Origin of the sequence: Sinorhizobium sp. CCBAU 05631, from assembly GCF_002288505.1 — a bacterium.
Classification (GTDB): domain Bacteria; phylum Pseudomonadota; class Alphaproteobacteria; order Rhizobiales; family Rhizobiaceae; genus Sinorhizobium; species Sinorhizobium fredii_C.
The window spans coordinates 3,231,176-3,248,029 of record NZ_CP023063.1 but is presented as its reverse complement, the minus strand read 5'-3'; the positions used below and the strand labels follow the sequence as shown (position 1 = coordinate 3,248,029).

Below are 16,854 nucleotides of genomic sequence, written 5' to 3'. Positions count from 1 at the left end.
GCTATTTATGCGACTTTAACCCCTCCTGCATACTTTCCTCTCGAAGGTAACTTCCGCGTGCGGAGGGCAGGTAGGAAAGCGCCTAGAAGGGAATTGGATGCTGACAAAATCCGAACTTTTGTTCCTCAAGACACAGGGTCTTGGTGCAGATGATGTGTTCGATGCGAAGGGGCGCTCGATCAAAGATGTTAAGGACGAGGCCAAGGCATTGGGCAAGGTGCTTGTCGTCGGCGCGCCATGTGGCTCCGGAGGACATCGGTTGCGTACACGGCACGGTCACTGCGTCCAATGCAACCCCGCACCGCTCGGCTACCTCAAAAGGGCTTCGGCGCTCGGGGACGTCTATATTGCCGTTTCACGTAGCCTGAATTGGACGAAGGTGGGGAGTACCACTAACCGCGAGCAGAGGTTCGCCAAGCTTAATTTTGACGCCTATGGCAACGCCAGCGACTGGAGGCCCGTGTTCTGGATCACTGCCGAGCAGTCGGGGCGGATCGAACTGGACGCCCACCGGAAGCTGAGCCGCTATGCTGTAGAGGCAACCTACATCAAAGACGGCAGGCCCCAGGTCTCGCGCGAGTGCTTTGCGTGTCCGGCAATCGTCGCGATGAACGCTATCGTCCAACTGGTCGAGCGCGGGGGGTACAAGACTTCCCGATACTGGAGGGATGAACGGTATCACTGGAAATGAAGATGTAAGCGTAGAACCCGAAGAGCGGCCCGGTCGCAAGAAGTCAAACACGGACACAAGTCAGCGACCTCCGGGCACGAGCTTCGCCTGACCAATGTCATGGCGGCCTAAAATCGCGGCTCCGCCTGGTAGGCGATTTGCGCCACGACCTTGGTTGCGTCGCCGCGCCCTCCGTACCTGCCGATATGCTGCCCCTTCTCATCTGCCGTAGGGGCATTCACTCGGTGAAGGTCCCATCGTTTGTCAGAAGTTGGCGTGAGGCGGTACGTGCGTCCGTTGGTGCGACAATACCATTGCGGTGCCCTGCCAAGCTGCGTCCATTTGCAATCGGCACCCGAAAGAAGGCGTTGCTCTGCTGCCAAGCGCTCCTGCTCCCGCATGTGCTTATATTGCTCCGTTCGTTCAAGACGAAGGCGTTCCTCCTCGTGCTCGATATGTTCGGACAATAGCCCGATTATTGCGGGAAGCTCAGTGCCTTCAGCCTTCTCTTTAGCAAACAACGCAAGACAGCCATCTTTGAGCTCGTCGTTCGGGTAGGAGGCATAGGGTTCCTCCTCAAATGCCCTTAGTCTCTGTGCGACATCGGTCATCGTGAGGTTCGGACCAGGCAAGTCGTTGAGGTAGTCACGCAAATCTTGCACCGGAATCCAGCATCCCACCGCCGACTTGAGAAGCGTCTCCCGCTCACCTTGCCATTTTTGCCATGTCCTACTCTGGCGATCTAAGCGCTTCACGATGTCAGTTGCCACCCGCGTCAAAGAGTATGGATCGCGGAGATGCCGAAGAGATGGGCTCTTCACGTACTCACCTAAGATGGCTCGCACCACCGAAACCCGATCATCATTTGTCACGAGTTCACCTTCCTGCGACCGGCCGGAGCGGCATAGCACCAGTTGTTTTCACATCTGGCAACTACAATGAACGTATTGATCCTGAAGGCTTCCCCGGTAAGCGCGCTAGGCGCTCGCAAGCACTACTACTAAGACGAGAAAGAGCGCTTGAGCATAGCGAAAACGCCAGTATGTTGTTCACATGAGGGAAGAGACGGGGAACTTTACATTTCTGTCGGCGCACAGCCCGCAATTGGCCAAGCTCGGCAGATTGGCCGAGCGCTATTTTCATGACGATCCGCCCACCGCGCTGGTGAAGTTACGACAGTTCGCAGAGGCTGTAGCGAAGGAAGTCGCGGCGCGGCAGGCGCTGTTGACCGACAGCCGGATGTCTTTCGACGATGTCCTGCGTATCTTGCGCGCCCGTTCCATTCTCCAGCGGGAGATCGCCGAGTGTTTCTATCACCTAAAACGTGCGGGTAATCTCGCCGCGCATGAGGACCGCGGCACGCGAAGCGAAGCTCTGACGGCTCTCAAGATTGCACGGGCGATTGGAGCCTGGTTTCATCAGTCCTACGGCAATGCACCATCCTTTCGGGCGGGGCCGTTCGTGCCGCCGACAGCGCCCGCTGACGCGAGTGCGGCCTTGCATCAAGAAATTCAGCGTTTGCGCGAGGCGGTGAATGCGAGCGCCGATGCAGAGGCCAAGGCGCGTCTGGCAGCACAGGAGGCAGAAGAAGCACGCGGCGAACTTGAAGGACGCGCCGCTGCCGAAGCGAAGGATCGAGCCTTCTGGGAGGCACAAGCGCTGGAGATTGAGACGTCTCTGCGTGAGGCCGAGCGATCCCTGGCCGAGACGCAGGCGAGAGCAGCTGCGATGCCTGCGCAGCAACTGGACCTATTGGCCGAGGCTGCGGCAAGAAGCACGGAAAGCCTCGAGATCGATGAAGCGACGACCCGTGTTCTCATTGACGAGCAATTGCGTTCCGCTGGCTGGAGGGTAGACAGCGCCCTGCTGCGCCATGCCAATGGAGCCCGGCCAGGTTACGGGGAAGCAATAGCCATCGCTGAATGGCCAACAGAGAGTGGGCCGGCAGATTATGCGCTCTTTATCGATGGCCGCTGCGTGGGCGTTATAGAAGCCAAGCGGCAAATCCGTGATGTGCCCGGGCGGCTGGGGCAGGCGAAGCGCTATGCCCTCGACATCAAGCTCGCGGCCGACGAACTGTTGCCCGGCGGTCCCTGGATTGCTGGCGTCGATCAGTTCCGGGTACCGTTCATGTTCGTGACCAATGGCCGGCCCTATGTGAAGCAGCTTGCCACGAAATCGGGAACCTGGTTCTGGGATGCCCGAATCAAGGCTGCGCCGAGGGCGCTAGCGGAGTGGTTCGCGCCCCGGGACCTGATTGAGCGCTTCGAACAGGAAGTGGGTGGCGGGGTGGCGGGCCTCGCCGAACGAGAGATCGGCGTCACGGGGCTTCGCCCGTATCAGCAAGAGGCGATCCGCGCCGTTGAAGAAGCGATCGGCCGGGGGCAGGATCATATACTTCTCGCCATGGCCACCGGAACCGGCAAGACGCGTCTCGCCATTGCACTGATGTATGAACTGCTGCGGGCCAAGCGTTTCCGGCGCATCCTGTTTCTCGTTGATCGCAACGCGCTCGGTCGGCAGACGCTGGACGCCATGAGCACCACGGACACAAGCGGCTTCTTGAAGTTCGACCAGGTATTCCCGGTCGCCGACATGGCGCGAAAATTTCCGGAGTCGACGGACCGCGTGCAGGTCGCGACGGTGCAGGCAATGATCCGCCGAATCTTCGATGATCCCGACGCCGAACGCCCGACGCCGGGCACCTACGACTTGATTATCGTTGACGAGGCGCACCGCGGCTACACCCTCGATGCGGAACTGCGTGAGGACGATCTCGGCTTCCGCAATCTCGATGATTACCTCTCAGCCTATCGCCGCGTACTCGACTATTTCGATGCGACGAAGGTCGCCCTGACCGCAACGCCTGCTTTGCATACGCGCGAAATCTTCGGTGCGCCGGTCTTCCGCTACGGTTACCGTCAGGCGGTCATTGACGGGTACCTGATTGACCACCGCCCGCCCCGCCGCATCACGACGGCGCTCAGCCAAGCCGGCATCACCTTTGACAAGGGCGAAGAGGTCAACATCATCGATCCCCGGACCGGCCAGATCGACCTATTCGATCTCGACGATCAGGTGGACTTCGAAGTCGCCGAGTTCAACAAGAAGGTCTACACCCGCGCCTTCAACCGGGCAGTCGCGACTGCTGTTGCGGCTGAATGCCCACCGGACCAGCCGGGTAAGACCCTCCTGTTTGCGGCTCGCGACGATCACGCCGATATCCTCGTCGAGGAGTTGCGCGCCGCGCTGATCGAGGAGTACGGTCCCCAGCCGCATGACCTCGTCGAGAAGATCACGGGTTCGGTCGACAAACCAGGAGACAGGATCAAGGCCTTCAAGAACGATCCGCGCCCGAAATACGTTGTCACTGTCGATCTCCTTTCGACCGGGATCGACGTCCCCTCGATCATCAACCTCGTCTTCGTCCGCCGAGTCAACAGCCGCATTCTCTACGACCAGATGATCGGCCGGGCCACCCGTCGCTGCGATGAGATCGGCAAGGAATATTTCCGCATCTTCGACGCCGTCGATATCTACGCGAACCTGCAGGAAGTGACCGACATGCGGCCGGTCGTGGTCGACCCGACCTTGAGTTTCGCGACACTTGTTGGAGACCTGAACCGGGCGACCACAGATGAAGACCGCGCCTTCGTCCGTGACCAGATCGTCGTCAAGCTGCGCCAGCGCCTGAAGCGGATCGACAAGGAGCAGCGGGAAACGCTGGCAGCGGTGCTTGGGCCGTTGGAACCTCTGCTTGAACGGTTGAAGTCCGCGCCGCCAGCCGAAACGGTGGCCCTGTTCCAGCAGCACCCGTCGCTGACCACAGTCCTGGACGCAGGGCGGAAGGCTGGCCGAGGAGATGGCATCTATATTTCCGAGCATGAGGACGATCTGATATCGGTCGAGGATGATTTTGGCGGCAAGGCAAGCCCTGCCGATTACATCGAGAGCTTCGAGACCTTCGTCCGCAATAACATGAATGCCATCCCTGCCATGGTCGCCGTCACCCAGCGCCCGCGTGAATTGACGCGCAAGGAGTTGAAGGAATTGGCTATGCGCCTCGATGCCGAGGGCTTTTCCGAGGCGAGCCTCAGGCGCGCCTATGGCAGCGCCCGCAATGCCGATATCGCTGCCCATATCATCGGTTTCGTGCGCCAGGCCGCGTTGGGCGATCCGCTGGTGCCTTACGAGACGCGCGTCGAGAACGGCGTGCAGAAGATTCTCGCGAGCCGTCCTTGGACGCAGAAGCAAAAGCAGTGGCTCACCCGCATCGGCCGCGCCTTGAAGGCCCAGCCAGTCAGCGACCCGGAAATTCTCTCGGAACCACTTTTCGCACAGGCGGGTGGCTTCGAGGTGGTGGACCGGGAGTTCGATTCGGGTCTAGGGGATGTTCTGAAAGATTTGAACGCCGCGATCTGGGATGGCGGCAAGGTTGCTTTATGAAAGTGTCGCCATGAACCCGTCCGCCGATCTCGTTAACAAGCTCTGGCGTCTCTGCGCTCTCCTGCGCAAGGACGGCGTGACCTACCAGCAATACGTCACGGAGCTCACTTATCTCCTGTTCCTGAAGATGGCCTCCGAACAGAAGGATGAGAGTCGCATCCCGGAGCAATATCGCTGGGGTGCGCTGAAATCGGCGAGCGAAACGGACGTGCTGCAGCGCTACAAGCAGGCGCTGATCGATCTCGGCGACGGTACCAAGATTGCCGACCGCTCCATCGTGGCGATTTTCCAGAATGCCGCGACCATCGTCCGCGAACCGGCCAATCTGCGCAAGCTGATCGACGCCATCGACGGCCTCCATTGGTTCAGTGACGAACGTGATGCCTTCGGCGACGCTTATGAAGGTCTGTTGCAAAAGATGGCCGAAGAGACGAAGCGCGGAGCTGGCCAGTACTTCACGCCCCGTGCGCTGATCGAGGTCATGGTGCGGCTGATGAAGCCTGAGCCCGGCGAAGTCATCCAGGACCCGGCAGCAGGCACGGGCGGCTTTCTGATCTCCGCCAACAGTTACATGAAGGAGAAGACGGACGACTATTTCGAGCTGTCGCCAAAGCAACAGGCTTTCCAGTTGCGCGAGGCGCTGCGCGGCATCGAGAACGTGCCGGATACCTTCCGCCTGCTGCTGATGAACCTGCATCTGCATGCCATTGATCCCGACAATCTCGATCTCGCCGACACGCTGAGTCCGAGGGGATCGGAGGCGAAGTTCAAGAACGCCGATCTCATCCTCACCAATCCGCCCTTTGGTCCCGCCGGTGGACCGCCGACCCGCGATGATCTGACAATCACCGATCGCGTTGCCTCCTATCAGTTGCCCTTTGTCGAGCATTGCATCCGCGCGCTGAAGCTCGGCGGTCGCGCCGCCGTCGTCGTGCCGGACAACGTTCTGTTCGATGACGGTCGCGGCAAGGAATTGCGCCGTCGGCTGATGAGTTGGTGCAACCTGCATACCATCCTGCGCCTACCGACCGGCATTTTCTACGCGCAGGGGGTGAAGACCAACGTGCTCTTCTTCACCCGGTCGACGGAAGAAGCGCCGATGGAGGACGCGACCAAAGAGGTGTGGATTTACGACGCCCGCTCCGGCGCGCCGCCCTATGGCAAGACCAATCCCTTCAGAGTCTCCGATCTCGAAGCCTTCGTGCAAGCCTTCGGCGAGGACCCGAACGGCGCGTCGCCTCGTGCCGACCAGGACGAGAGCGGCCGCTTTCGCCGCTTCACCCGATCGGAGATCGCCGCCCGCGGCGACAATCTCGACATCATCTGGCTGAAGGACACCAGCGCCGAGGCCGAGGACGGGTTGGAGACACCAGAGGACATCGCAGCCGCCATTGAAGGGCATCTGAAGACGGCGCTGGAGGAGATTGCCGCGCTGATGGCGGAGTTAGAGGGAGATGCCGTCGACGTCGAGCTTCCGGAGGCGGCGGAATGACGTTGCCGAGAGGGTGGGCGAGTGCGACGATAGGAGACGTCACCGCAATTAATCCCAAGCATTCAGTTGATACTGATGGAAGCCAGAGTGTTTCGTTCGTTCCGATGCCTGCGGTTGATGAGCATTTGGGCGCGATCGTCGATCGGATCGACAAGACGCTTGACGAGATTTGGACGGGATACACGCATTTTGCGGATGGGGATGTCATATTCGCTAAGATTACTCCGTGTATGGAGAACGGAAAGGCAGCCGTTGCTTCCGGCCTGACGAACGGTCTTGCTTGTGGTTCAACTGAGTTCTACGTCTTCCGCCCGGAAGATGGTGTGGACGCCTCATATCTTTGGCGCTTTTTGAGGCAGAACAGTTTTCGGGCTGAAGCGGAAAAGCACATGACCGGCGCAGTCGGTCAACGTCGAGTCCCGCGATCATATCTTGAAAATCATGGTTTGCCGCTTCCCCCCTGGGCCGAACAACGCCGGATCGTTGCAAAGCTGGATTCGCTCACCGCCCGCATCGCCCGCGCCCGCGCAGAGCTTGACCGGGTGCCTGTGCTGGCTAGTAAACTACGATCTGCAGCTTTGTCGGCCCTCCGCCGGCAACTGCAATCTGTTCCAGCTATTCCCGTGAGCGAAATTGCTTCATCGACTTTCGATGGACCATTCGGGTCAAATCTCAAATCGTCTGATTACACGTCGAGCGGCGTGAGGGTAATTCGCCTTGAGAATATTGGGCGTCTTCGCTTTATTGCAGAAAAGCGATCGTTTATATCGGAAGAAAAGTATAAAGTCCTTGCTCGCCACACTCTCATGGATGGCGACATACTGTTTTCGTCCTTCGTTGATCAAGACATCAGGGTCTGTCAGTTCAAGCAACAAGATGGTTTGGCGATAAACAAAGCTGACTGCTTTGTTGTCAGAGTTGATCCAGAGAAGTTCGAACCGCGATTTGTATCATACATGCTGGCATCGCCAGAAACGTATGAGGCCATGAAGTCTAAGGTCCATGGGGCAACGCGCCCTCGCATCGGACTAAAGCAATTGCGAGATTACCGGATAGGAGCACCTGCGCGAGAGAAACAGGTAAGAATAGCCGACTCTCTGGATGCAGCTTTCGCCCGTGCCGACCGCCTCGAAGCCGAGGCGACACGAGTCCGCAAGCTCCTCGACCGGCTAGAGGCCGCCGTCCTCGCCAAGGCCTTCCGGGGCGAGTTGGTGCAGCAGGACCCGAATGACGAACCAGCGAGCGTACTTCTGGAGCGCATCCGTGCCGAACGCGCCGCCGCCCCCCTGCCGAAACGCGGCCGCCGTGCCACCTCCTGAGACAGCACGCCATGCCCATTCCCGACTATGAAGCCCTCATGTTGCCTGTTTTGCGCCTTGCTGCCGAGGGCGAGACGCGGGTGCCTGAAGCCGCCGAGAAGATTGCCGATCAATTTAGCCTCAGTGAAGCGGAGCGAGAGGAGATGTTGCCTAGCGGCCGCCAGCGCCGTTTGCACAATCGCATCCATTGGGCAAAATTTCATATGAGCAAGGCTGGCCTGATCGACAGCCCGGCACATGGGCGTTTCGTGGCTAGCGAAGAGGGCCGCAGGCTTCTGGCCACGAAGCCCGATTTCATCGACGTTGAGAGGCTGAAAGCGTATCCTGCCTTTGCCGAATTCTATGCGGCCAGCAATGCCCGCTCGCCTGTTGACGCACCCTTTGCCGGTGCTCCAGCGGAGACGATTACGGCCACGCCGGAAGAGCAGATCGATGCTGCGCACACGGTCCTGCATGAGGCCTTGAAGGCGGACCTGCTCCAGCGCATTCTCGCGCAAAGCCCTGCCTTCTTCGAACGCGCCATCGTCGATCTCCTTGTCGCCATGGGCTACGGCGGCAGCCATGAGGATGCAGCCCGTCGTCTTGGCAAGACGGGCGATGGTGGCATCGACGGCGTGATCGATGAGGACCGCCTCGGCCTTGACCGCATCTATGTGCAGGCCAAGCGCTATGCGCCGCATGTCGGCGTCGGACGACCAGACGTCCAAGCCTTTGTCGGCAGCCTTGTCGGTTTCGGCGCGACCAAGGGTGTTTTCGTAACAACGTCAAGCTTTAGCGCGCCGGCCGCTGATTTCGTCCGCCATCTTCCGCAGCGCATCGTCCTAATCGATGGCGACCGCCTCGCCGACCTGATGATCGAACACGGAGTCGGCGTTCGTGTGGCCCGAACTGTGGAAGTGAAACGGCTCGACGAGGATTTTTTCCTCGAGGAATGACTGCCTTCCGCCTTGGGGAGTACGTGCTCGACGATCATCTCATTCGCAGGTCAACGCCTCAATAGAGCCACTTCCGTGACTTCCGACGCTGATTGGGACGTGACGACGGAAAGAAACCGTCCGTGGGACGCGACAGCCTGGAGAACACCGGTTCCTGGATGTCGCCATTTGCTGAACCTATCCGCAGCGGCGACGAAGTGGACTGGTTCGATCGCAGTGAGCAATTCCACATCGAAGTTGTTTTCTGAACCGTGATGGGGAAGGGTTAGCGTTGAGACTTTTGAGGTCAATCGCCTATAGTGTCTCAAGAACGGCTTACGGCGGCTGCCTGATTTTAGGTCTGCGTCGCCCGTCGCTAACCAGGCAACGCGATCGTTGCCATTGACCGACCACCTGCCGAACGTTCCGTGATGACCGGTGTGACCACGTTCATCAGGCAGTGGCCCCGAGTACAAGCACACCGAAGTCGTATTGAGATCAGCAGAAACGGCGTTGAACGCCTGCACGAGTTCATGCACTTTGTTTACAACAAGGTCTTTGAGGTTAAGTGGATTGTCCAGCCACACTTGGAATTTAGCCTTCTTGATCCGCGCCCCCGCGGTCAGACCTTGGTTCAACGACTTGAGCAGCTCAGTCTGGAAGCGCGCAGATTTTGCCGAAACTGCAGGGTCGATGTACGGCGAAAAGAGCCACGAAATCGATCCGGAGGGTACTGGGGAAGCGACTACCGCCACATGATCCGTCATCCGGGCGACGACCCTGTTCTCAGCCTCTTGGACAGCGTCTACATTGCCGCTGCCGGATAGTTTCCACAAACTGCGAGCAGCATCATGCTCTAGGCCAGCGACAACTGGCCCGCGGAACTCGGGTCCACGGTCAAAGCTCGGGCCATCTGGGTCGCCCGGCCCGCCTGATGATATGAGCATAATCTGCCGAGGATTGAACCGCGACAATGCGGTGACAGGATCGACGACGAATTCTCTATAGAACTCGTCCCCGCGGACCGCCGGATCGTGACTCGCGCACTTGGCAAACTCGATAAGGCGGTCCATGACGTTAAAGAGAGGCAAGATAATTGTGTCGACAGACATTCCCTTTTTTGCGTCGAGCAGGATCGGCAAGCCGCTGACGTGATCGGCATGGGAATGCGAGATGAACAGCAATTCCAGTCTTCGGTCGCCGCCGACATCTGCAAGAAGGGATGCGATACTTCTTTTGAGCGCTGCCGAGTGCTTTTTCATCGCGCCGCAATCGTAGACGTAACGGAGTTTCACAGCACCATCGTGTAGTAGTGTTCCGGAATGAAAGAAGCCTTGGCCGACCGCGTGCTGTTTTCTTTCGTTCCGGATTTCCGTTCGCGTTGTCATCATTCACAGTTCCATTTGAGGTCGGAATACAGACAGTCCGACCCAGGCGTGACGCTCGGCATGACCGCGTTCATGATCGGCGACGAAGGTAGGACTTAGGTCGATGGATGTAGGTCAGTCTCCAGCGTGATAATGGCGTGGCCCGTGTAGTGAGCCTCGTAAAGCAGCGTGACCAGGATGTCGCCTCCGCGAAAACCTTCTTGGCGAACGATTTTTCTCGCAACGCTAGTCAGGGGATCGGGGAAATTATGCATGCTGTTCCTGTTTCACGAATGGGCCTAACTCAATCGCCAAGATCACCTAGCCACGACGGGCCTTTCTCGTCGCGGAACCGCTGATAATAGGCTAAAGCCTCTTTTACCGTGTCATTGGATTTCATGTAGTCGTGCATGATTTCGTTCGACTTCAGCAGGATGGCGATGAAGCAATCCACCGTCGCCGCAATGTCGGTGCGAGATGGCTTGTCGAATATCACCAAATCCAATCCCTCCTTGTGCGCTCGTAGGTGTCGCGAGGTCAGGGCCCGGATGTTATTATGGCTATCGTTGCACAGACTGTTGTAAATCGACCGGTAGACGTCTTCCAGACCGGCCATCTTGAACTTGTCCAAGTTGTTGGGAATGGTGTGCGTTTTCTTGAAGGCCGCTAGTTCGGCTTCGTGATGGGCGAGCTGTTTTTGAGCTTCGGGGTTATCCTTGAAATAGGCGAGGAACGGGTTGTCGCCCTTCACGCCGTCGCCCGTCAACTTGATCCATTCCTTGTGGTATACGGCCTTCATGGCTTGCAGATAACCGTCATCGTTGGCGAGATTGATTAGGTCAACGTGCGCTTCCAGAGCGGAGCGCAGCAGGATGTCCATGCCGGTGTATTTCCCGGCTTCCCGAATAATGATGGCGCTGTCGGTCAGCTCAAGAATACTGGCGTAGAGGGAAACCAGCGTCCTATGGACCTCGCTGCCTTTGTTGAAGCGGAGTTCGGCGAGGTGCCTGATTGACGCAGCTTGAAGTTCAAGGAAGAAGCCGTACACGGTTATGGTTCCTTCGGTCTGGCGAATCCTGCAAAGGCCCACAGGAATAGTGCTCCGATCAGAAATAGAACTGCTGGCGGAAGCAGAGCAAATAGCAGCACAGGCTTGGTGCGCTCGAACTGGTCACCCTGAAATTGTCTGGACCAGCCAAGCCTCTCATATAGCTTATCGGAAATCTGGAGATGGGTGAGGTCGGAATATTCTGGCCAAAGCGCCCTGAACCGCGCCTCTTCGTACCAGCAGGCATACGACGGGCTACGATCACGGTTCCATGGCTCAACCGCCGACTTGGACGTGTAGTCAGTGTTGACGATCCCGCGTGCGTCCGCACAAACCACGGGAAGCTCCGCCAGTGGATCGCCTTCCCAAAAAGGAGCGCCTGCGTACCATCGGTCCTGGATGATGTTATCCCAGCCAATCACCACGATAACGGCCACCCAAAGGATGCTAACCACAAGCCAGAGCCGGAACATGCCGTGCCGGATGTTCATGGGGAAATCTCCTTATGCCGCCACCCATACCGTGCCGTCGGCGTTTTTCCCGATCTGCGGCTCTGGCTTGCTCCCGGCAGGTTTGGGCACAGGGGGCATAACCTCAAGAAGCTTTGCCGCCTCGATGTTGAGCATATGGCAGCGATCCGCGATGAACTTCAGGAAGTCGTCGTTGAAGGTGTCCGGGGGCAGCAGGTTAGCCGTGACGATCTCGGCCACATCTTCCGGCATTTTCGCCCGGTAAACGCTGGGAGCCGCGCCGCTGATGGCATTGTTGTCGGTACGGGACAGGAAGCAGATATTTGCCAAGCAGGATTCGTCGTACATGAAATCCTGATCGCTCGCCTTGATGAAGCTGCGCGGGTAGATGTGGTGGAATTCGTTGCGGTTGTATTCCTTCAGTACCTTGTGGAGATCGATCTTGTTGCCGCTGATAAAGCTGTGGGGACCGCGCTGCGCCAGCATCAGGATGAAGGTCTTCGACAAGACCGAATTCAGGCGGAAGATGGTTTCGAAAAAGAAGCTGTCAGAGAGATGGACGGGCGCAATGCTCAGTTCCTTGCGCTTCTTGGCCTTCAGGTCAGCGAATTCAGCAACGTCTTCCTTCAGCGTCTTGATCGGCTGGCTGTTCAGCCGGCGGCCGAAGCAGGTGCGCCAGAACCACTTCAGGATTTCGGTGCGCTGTTTGTTGGTCATCTTGTGCTGCTTCTTCGAGTCTTCGGCGAAAAATACGCACAGCGGCACAAGGATATTCTCGTAAGGCAGGTTTTCCAGCGAAGCGACGTGGAGGTTTTTGCGCAGGAAGTCGATAGCGCCCTTGATGCCGGTCATGACCGTTTCGAAGGAATCCCGCACCTTCTGGCCGTTCAGGTTGATAAGTGCCTCGGGCGACGGGTCCAGCGTCATCACCGCACTACAGCAGCGCAGCAGCAAGTCCTTGTTCGCGCCCACATCCTTGAACCCGAACGGGGCCAGCTCCTGTGCCAGCTCCTCGAACTTCTGATTCAGGTCGAAGTCGCCGCTCCATGTCCAGGCGCTGAGAAGTTGAACCGTATCGAGTTCGACGCCGCGCTGGTTCACCCGCTCGAACACGATGGCAACCGCCGTCTTGTCCTCGGTGGTGATCGTCTGAACGGGAATAAGGGCTTCCTTGAAGCGTGCTTGCAGCTTGTCGATGCGCTGAATCATGTCCTCGCTGTAGCCGTCGGTTTCCTTCCGATATGCAACCGGGTCGAAAAGGCAGCTGATGGGGAAGTGGCGAGCCTTGTCCGCCTCGTCATCCTGGAGCGCCATGAACGAGGAATCCTGCGCGTTCTCCGGCGTCAGAAGGTCGTAGTAGATGCTGGCCCAAAGCGGGCGCTTATCCAGCTGAATGTCCGTCTGGAAGACGCCGAAGATCGACGTGATACGCTGCTGGCCGTCAAGAATGTAATCCGTCGGGTAGGACGGGTCGTTGTGCGGAAGCTTGAAGGGGCCAAGGTCGCGTTCGTGGGCAAGCTCTTGCTTGGTCCGCCACAGTAGAATGGAGCCGAAGGGATAGCCCTTGTAGATGCTGTCCATTAGATAGGCGACACGTTCTGGATTCCACACAAAGCCGCGCTGGAAGTTCGGAACGCGCATGCGCCCGGCAACGAGCTCTTCCATGATCTTACGGATATGCAACGGTTCGGCCACGGACTTTCCTCGGTAAGCGAATCACTACTTTAAGGTTAGTGACCGAGTCCTCTACAGGCAACGTGGTGAAAACACACTTGCCCCGGTTGTTCGCGGGCAATTCTTTGACGGCTTTCGCAGGTTGGGGCACCGAAAGAAATCGCTCCAGCAGAAGCGCGTGTCGCAATGACACCCGATTCCGCCAGACGCTTCAAAAGCTCGGACATGAATGCTTTGGTCCAAACCGGAGCCTCTTTCGAGGCGGCTTTTTGTCGGCTAGGTTCAGAACCTCGGTCGTCTCGCTTGCCGTCTCGCGAGATATGCCTCGAACCCCTGCATCGGGAATCGGCGTCGAGGGGGTGGTGACGCGGTGCTTGGAAATCCTCGTATCGGCGTTCCGGATAGATAGTGCTCGATCACGCTCTGCCGGGAGACCGGTGTCGCGATAACCCGCCCTCCATGAACGTACCTGAGCAACCACAACAGGTCATTCTTCGGCAGCCAACGCGAAGAGAAGTCGCCGTCGCCGAAATCCACCAACACGGGGCAACGGCTTGCTCTCCAGCGCTCGATGATCGCCGACGCTTCGTCAGACATCCCCCACGCACGAAATTTGAGGTCGGCCGGCCACGCGTAGGTCAGTGCCTCCTGAAAGGAGGACAGGTCCTTTTTCAACCGCGTCCCGTTCACGAACCAAGCCATTCGACCGTAGAATCCTTCACGGGACGCGCGTTCATTGGGCGAAATAGGCGAGTGCTGGAACTCAAGAACAGTTCCGGTTGCCGTTTTGACGTCCGCGATATGGATTTCACCGTCGGCGGCGACATGGCGGCTTTCCTGCCATTCCGCGGGAAACTCCTCTTTCCAGGCACGATGCCATTCGGTTTCCGGTTCCCACCAGTGATCACATGACACGGTGGTGACATGAGCCCAATGATGCAGGCGCTTTAAACCGCATTTAGGAATCGTGGGCGAGTTGCACACGGGGCAGACGCCACGGATTCCTGGGCGCGCTTCGAGACGGATTCCGTCCACAAAAGAATACTTCATTGCTAACTCCAAACAGCCAAGAGCCGCGCCCAAAGCGACGCATGCTCAATTCAAAGGGGAAAGTGGCGGGCGGCTTGGATACCGCTTGGAGCTTCTTCGGGCAGTTTCGGCTGCCTCATCTTCTTAGTCGTCCGGTCCGCCTGACGACTGCCATGACGTTACGAGAGAGTGTGCCACAAATCAACAAGGCTGTCGGGCGACGACAATGATCGCCGACTAAATTTTCGCACGCCGCATGAGCTCGTCCAGGGCTTCACCGTAGGACATTCCCGTTTCATTGCAGAATGTCTTGAAGCGATTGATTACATCGATTGGCGCTCTGACAAAGGCTTGATCGAACGGTGACGCGAAGACTGGGCTGCGGTACGCACGGACGTCCAGCTGCAGCCACGGGGCGTTAGCGGCGTTCTCCTCGAAGCAATTCCAACGAAAGCCGATTCTTAACGGACCGACGTTACATGCTCCCTGGTACGATCGGAGCGCCATTGCAGGGAGTATTTTTCGTGGACACATGGCAGGCGGCGGTGGGGAATGGGGTTCTGGGCGAAGCTCGCGTACGAGCATTGCTATTGGAGCGGTTCGATGTTCTTACCAGGTCGGTCGACATCGATGGAGCTGATTTTCTGATCCAGTTACGAGACTCGGGGAGATTCAGCGACCTGGTTGCGCCACGCCTCGGAATTATCCAAGCGAAATTCGCGGAGAGTCCCGCCACTGGACACGATCTGCCTGTAGACTACGCCGTTGTCGAAGGTGTCCCAATTAAGGAGTTCTTCGTCATTGTTACGGAAGGACGCGAAGACGACATTAAGTACTTCTTATTGTCCGCAGCGGACGTCTTTGACCTCCCCATCAAGAAGAACGCCAAAGGAAAAGAATTCTACAGCCTCACTTCAGCGGTGAGAAACAAGTATGAGGCTGCTGGCAAGACCGCGCTTCTCGATCGTATCCAAAACGATCTCGTCGCAAGGACAGCCGAGCAGAACGACAAACTTCTCAATACAGTGAGGGTTCCCAACTTCGAGTTCCTGCGGCGGTCGATCGAATCTAAGTGGCTATATCCGATCGCGAATGAACACGGATATATCCCTGATCTTATTTATCAATTGCGGACCAAGTTCCGATCTCACATCTTCGCTTTTGACGATTTCCTCGCGAACACGTCGAAGCTACTGACCGCCGAAGATGCCGAAGTTTGCCTTCAAGCAGCCGAGCTCGTTTTCCAAGATACATTGATCCAGGATATAGGCGGCAACCTATCGATGATCAGAACCCTGGATAGTGAGGCGGCCATTGTTGATGACCTTCGCGCCGCGATATCAACGCACAAACGCCGATTTGATGCTTTGGTAAATAGAAATCAGAAAGATCGTTTTCTCGGGGCCTACGAAAAGATATACAATAGTCACCAACTCTTTATGGAAAAGCATCTGGCACCAATCTTTGAGCGTCTTGAAAACGGTACCTATCAAGTCTCCAAAGCTTTGGCTCAAACCACTTTCACTTTCGATCTCAACACCAACGATCCAATTTCTGTTGTAACGGAACTCGTTGCTCCAGGTTGCGAAGTGGCGGCTGAGCCCAACCAGATTGTACGTGCACGTGAGCTATGGAGGCACAACATCACCGACGGCGATGCGGCCACGTGGCGTGAGCTTCATCGGTTACAGATCGAAGTGCTCGCGGAATATATTCAGCTGTTATTGTCCGACGAAAATGTGAAGGAGTTTAAGCTACCCTTCTATCTCATAGAGTGACGTCTGAGCCTCTTGCGTACTCGGTTCCCCGGACAGCGTAACATTTTTGCTGAACGTCGCATCAAGGGTTGGCGGTATGTTTGTCGTAACGATAAAGCCATACGTCAACCGCTTGCGGCGTCATCGCGGAAGTTGTTGCAACTTCCTTCACGACCGCAAAATACTGTCGCCAGTGCCGGACCTTGAGGCCGCCGGGTGGATCGGCGACCAAAATACCTTTGCTGAACCCCACCAAGGCCCGCCAAGCCCTAACATCGATAACTGGCCACTTGTGGGGTAGTGTCCACGCTAGGATGCAGGTTGCAGTCGGAAGCCTCACGCCATCGAGCCCGAGCAGTAGGCGGACGGCCAGTTCCGGATCGTCTGTACCGAGTGCCATCCTTGTTAGGCGCTCAATAGTGTCCTTCGAGTTCGACCATAGCGCCTCGCGCGTTTTGGTCGAGAGCTTGCCGCCATTTTTCACCAAAGCGATCTCTTCGAGTTCGTCTGGAAGCAGGAAACCTCTTTCTGGCACACCACGCTCTCGGAAACTTGTCATGAGACGTTCAGGGGAGTTCGTCGGAAGCACTAATGTCTCAAAAGTCTTCCCGCTTTTCATGGCGGCCAAAATGGCAGAGACAACCTGTTGAGTATCCATCCAAAAACTC

The 16,854-nt window shown here is 57.5% G+C and carries 13 protein-coding genes; 6 read left to right on the top strand and 7 right to left on the bottom strand.

The genetic code is table 11. From position 1 onward, the window contains the following. The first annotated feature begins 97 nt into the window (after window positions 1-97). A complete protein-coding gene (locus SS05631_RS15845) occupies window positions 98-691 on the top strand; it encodes a GIY-YIG nuclease family protein (protein WP_086022743.1) in 594 nt (197 codons plus the stop codon). A 107-nt stretch (window positions 692-798) separates the two neighbouring features. Here the strand turns inward: SS05631_RS15845 and SS05631_RS15840 are convergent, their stop codons facing one another. After that, window positions 799-1,542 carry a hypothetical protein gene (locus SS05631_RS15840; protein WP_037417626.1) on the bottom strand — a complete coding sequence of 248 codons (744 nt, stop codon included), beginning with the start codon at window positions 1,540-1,542 and terminating at the stop codon, window positions 799-801. A gap of 181 nt (window positions 1,543-1,723) precedes the next feature. Here SS05631_RS15840 and hsdR point away from each other — a divergent pair, with 181 nt between their 5' ends. From hsdR to SS05631_RS15820, 4 genes are read left to right on the top strand one after another with little or no spacing between them, the layout of a single operon-like run. Beyond that, window positions 1,724-5,116, top strand: coding sequence for a type I restriction-modification system endonuclease (hsdR, locus tag SS05631_RS15835; protein ID WP_037417472.1), 3,393 nt, complete (start codon window positions 1,724-1,726; stop codon window positions 5,114-5,116). A gap of 10 nt (window positions 5,117-5,126) precedes the next feature. Then, complete coding sequence (locus SS05631_RS15830) at window positions 5,127-6,608, top strand: N-6 DNA methylase (RefSeq protein ID WP_037417469.1); 1,482 nt, start codon at window positions 5,127-5,129, stop codon at window positions 6,606-6,608. Then, the gene (locus tag SS05631_RS15825) at window positions 6,605-7,927 is read left to right on the top strand and encodes a restriction endonuclease subunit S (RefSeq protein ID WP_037417466.1); all 1,323 of its coding nucleotides are present in this window, start codon (window positions 6,605-6,607) and stop codon (window positions 7,925-7,927) included. The genes SS05631_RS15830 and SS05631_RS15825 overlap by 4 nt, the downstream gene beginning before the upstream one ends. A gap of 38 nt (window positions 7,928-7,965) precedes the next feature. Continuing rightward, entirely contained in the window at window positions 7,966-8,862 is an 897-nt protein-coding gene (locus SS05631_RS15820; RefSeq protein ID WP_245369158.1) for a restriction endonuclease, read from the top strand. A 50-nt stretch (window positions 8,863-8,912) separates the two neighbouring features. Here the strand turns inward: SS05631_RS15820 and SS05631_RS15815 are convergent, their stop codons facing one another. The 5 genes from SS05631_RS15815 to SS05631_RS15795 form a co-directional block, all read right to left on the bottom strand. Continuing rightward, window positions 8,913-10,232 (bottom strand): MBL fold metallo-hydrolase, encoded by a 1,320-nt coding sequence (locus tag SS05631_RS15815; protein ID WP_095678012.1) that lies wholly within the window; start codon window positions 10,230-10,232, stop codon window positions 8,913-8,915. Between the two features lie 280 nt (window positions 10,233-10,512). Then, the gene (locus SS05631_RS15810; protein WP_037417440.1) at window positions 10,513-11,256 is read right to left on the bottom strand and encodes a DUF5677 domain-containing protein; all 744 of its coding nucleotides are present in this window, start codon (window positions 11,254-11,256) and stop codon (window positions 10,513-10,515) included. 2 nt (window positions 11,257-11,258) lie between these two features. Next, a complete protein-coding gene (locus tag SS05631_RS15805) occupies window positions 11,259-11,747 on the bottom strand; it encodes a hypothetical protein (protein WP_037417438.1) in 489 nt (162 codons plus the stop codon). Window positions 11,748-11,759: 12 nt separating this feature from the next. Continuing rightward, window positions 11,760-13,421 (bottom strand): DUF262 domain-containing protein, encoded by a 1,662-nt coding sequence (locus SS05631_RS15800; RefSeq protein WP_202947942.1) that lies wholly within the window; start codon window positions 13,419-13,421, stop codon window positions 11,760-11,762. Between the two features lie 261 nt (window positions 13,422-13,682). Then, on the bottom strand, window positions 13,683-14,450 hold the full coding sequence (locus SS05631_RS15795; protein WP_037417436.1) for a competence protein CoiA family protein: 768 nt from the start codon (window positions 14,448-14,450) through the stop codon (window positions 13,683-13,685). Window positions 14,451-14,953: 503 nt separating this feature from the next. On the opposite strand from SS05631_RS15795, the gene SS05631_RS15785 reads away from it, so the two are divergent. Then, window positions 14,954-16,207 carry a hypothetical protein gene (locus SS05631_RS15785; protein ID WP_157213166.1) on the top strand — a complete coding sequence of 418 codons (1,254 nt, stop codon included), beginning with the start codon at window positions 14,954-14,956 and terminating at the stop codon, window positions 16,205-16,207. A 61-nt stretch (window positions 16,208-16,268) separates the two neighbouring features. On the opposite strand, the gene SS05631_RS15780 is transcribed toward SS05631_RS15785, so the two are convergent. Continuing rightward, window positions 16,269-16,844 (bottom strand): hypothetical protein, encoded by a 576-nt coding sequence (locus SS05631_RS15780; RefSeq protein ID WP_037417428.1) that lies wholly within the window; start codon window positions 16,842-16,844, stop codon window positions 16,269-16,271. Window positions 16,845-16,854: the final 10 nt, after the last annotated feature.

Coding starts and splice junctions, on each gene's coding strand:
- SS05631_RS15815 (WP_095678012.1), bottom strand. CDS start 10,232: ATGATGACAACGCGAACGGAAATCCGGAACGAAAGAAAACAGCACGCG.
- SS05631_RS15845 (WP_086022743.1), top strand. CDS start 98: ATGCTGACAAAATCCGAACTTTTGTTCCTCAAGACACAGGGTCTTGGT.
- SS05631_RS15820 (WP_245369158.1), top strand. CDS start 7,966: ATGTTGCCTGTTTTGCGCCTTGCTGCCGAGGGCGAGACGCGGGTGCCT.
- hsdR (WP_037417472.1), top strand. CDS start 1,724: ATGAGGGAAGAGACGGGGAACTTTACATTTCTGTCGGCGCACAGCCCG.
- SS05631_RS15830 (WP_037417469.1), top strand. CDS start 5,127: ATGAACCCGTCCGCCGATCTCGTTAACAAGCTCTGGCGTCTCTGCGCT.
- SS05631_RS15805 (WP_037417438.1), bottom strand. CDS start 11,747: ATGAACATCCGGCACGGCATGTTCCGGCTCTGGCTTGTGGTTAGCATC.
- SS05631_RS15780 (WP_037417428.1), bottom strand. CDS start 16,844: ATGGATACTCAACAGGTTGTCTCTGCCATTTTGGCCGCCATGAAAAGC.
- SS05631_RS15825 (WP_037417466.1), top strand. CDS start 6,605: ATGACGTTGCCGAGAGGGTGGGCGAGTGCGACGATAGGAGACGTCACC.
- SS05631_RS15795 (WP_037417436.1), bottom strand. CDS start 14,450: ATGAAGTATTCTTTTGTGGACGGAATCCGTCTCGAAGCGCGCCCAGGA.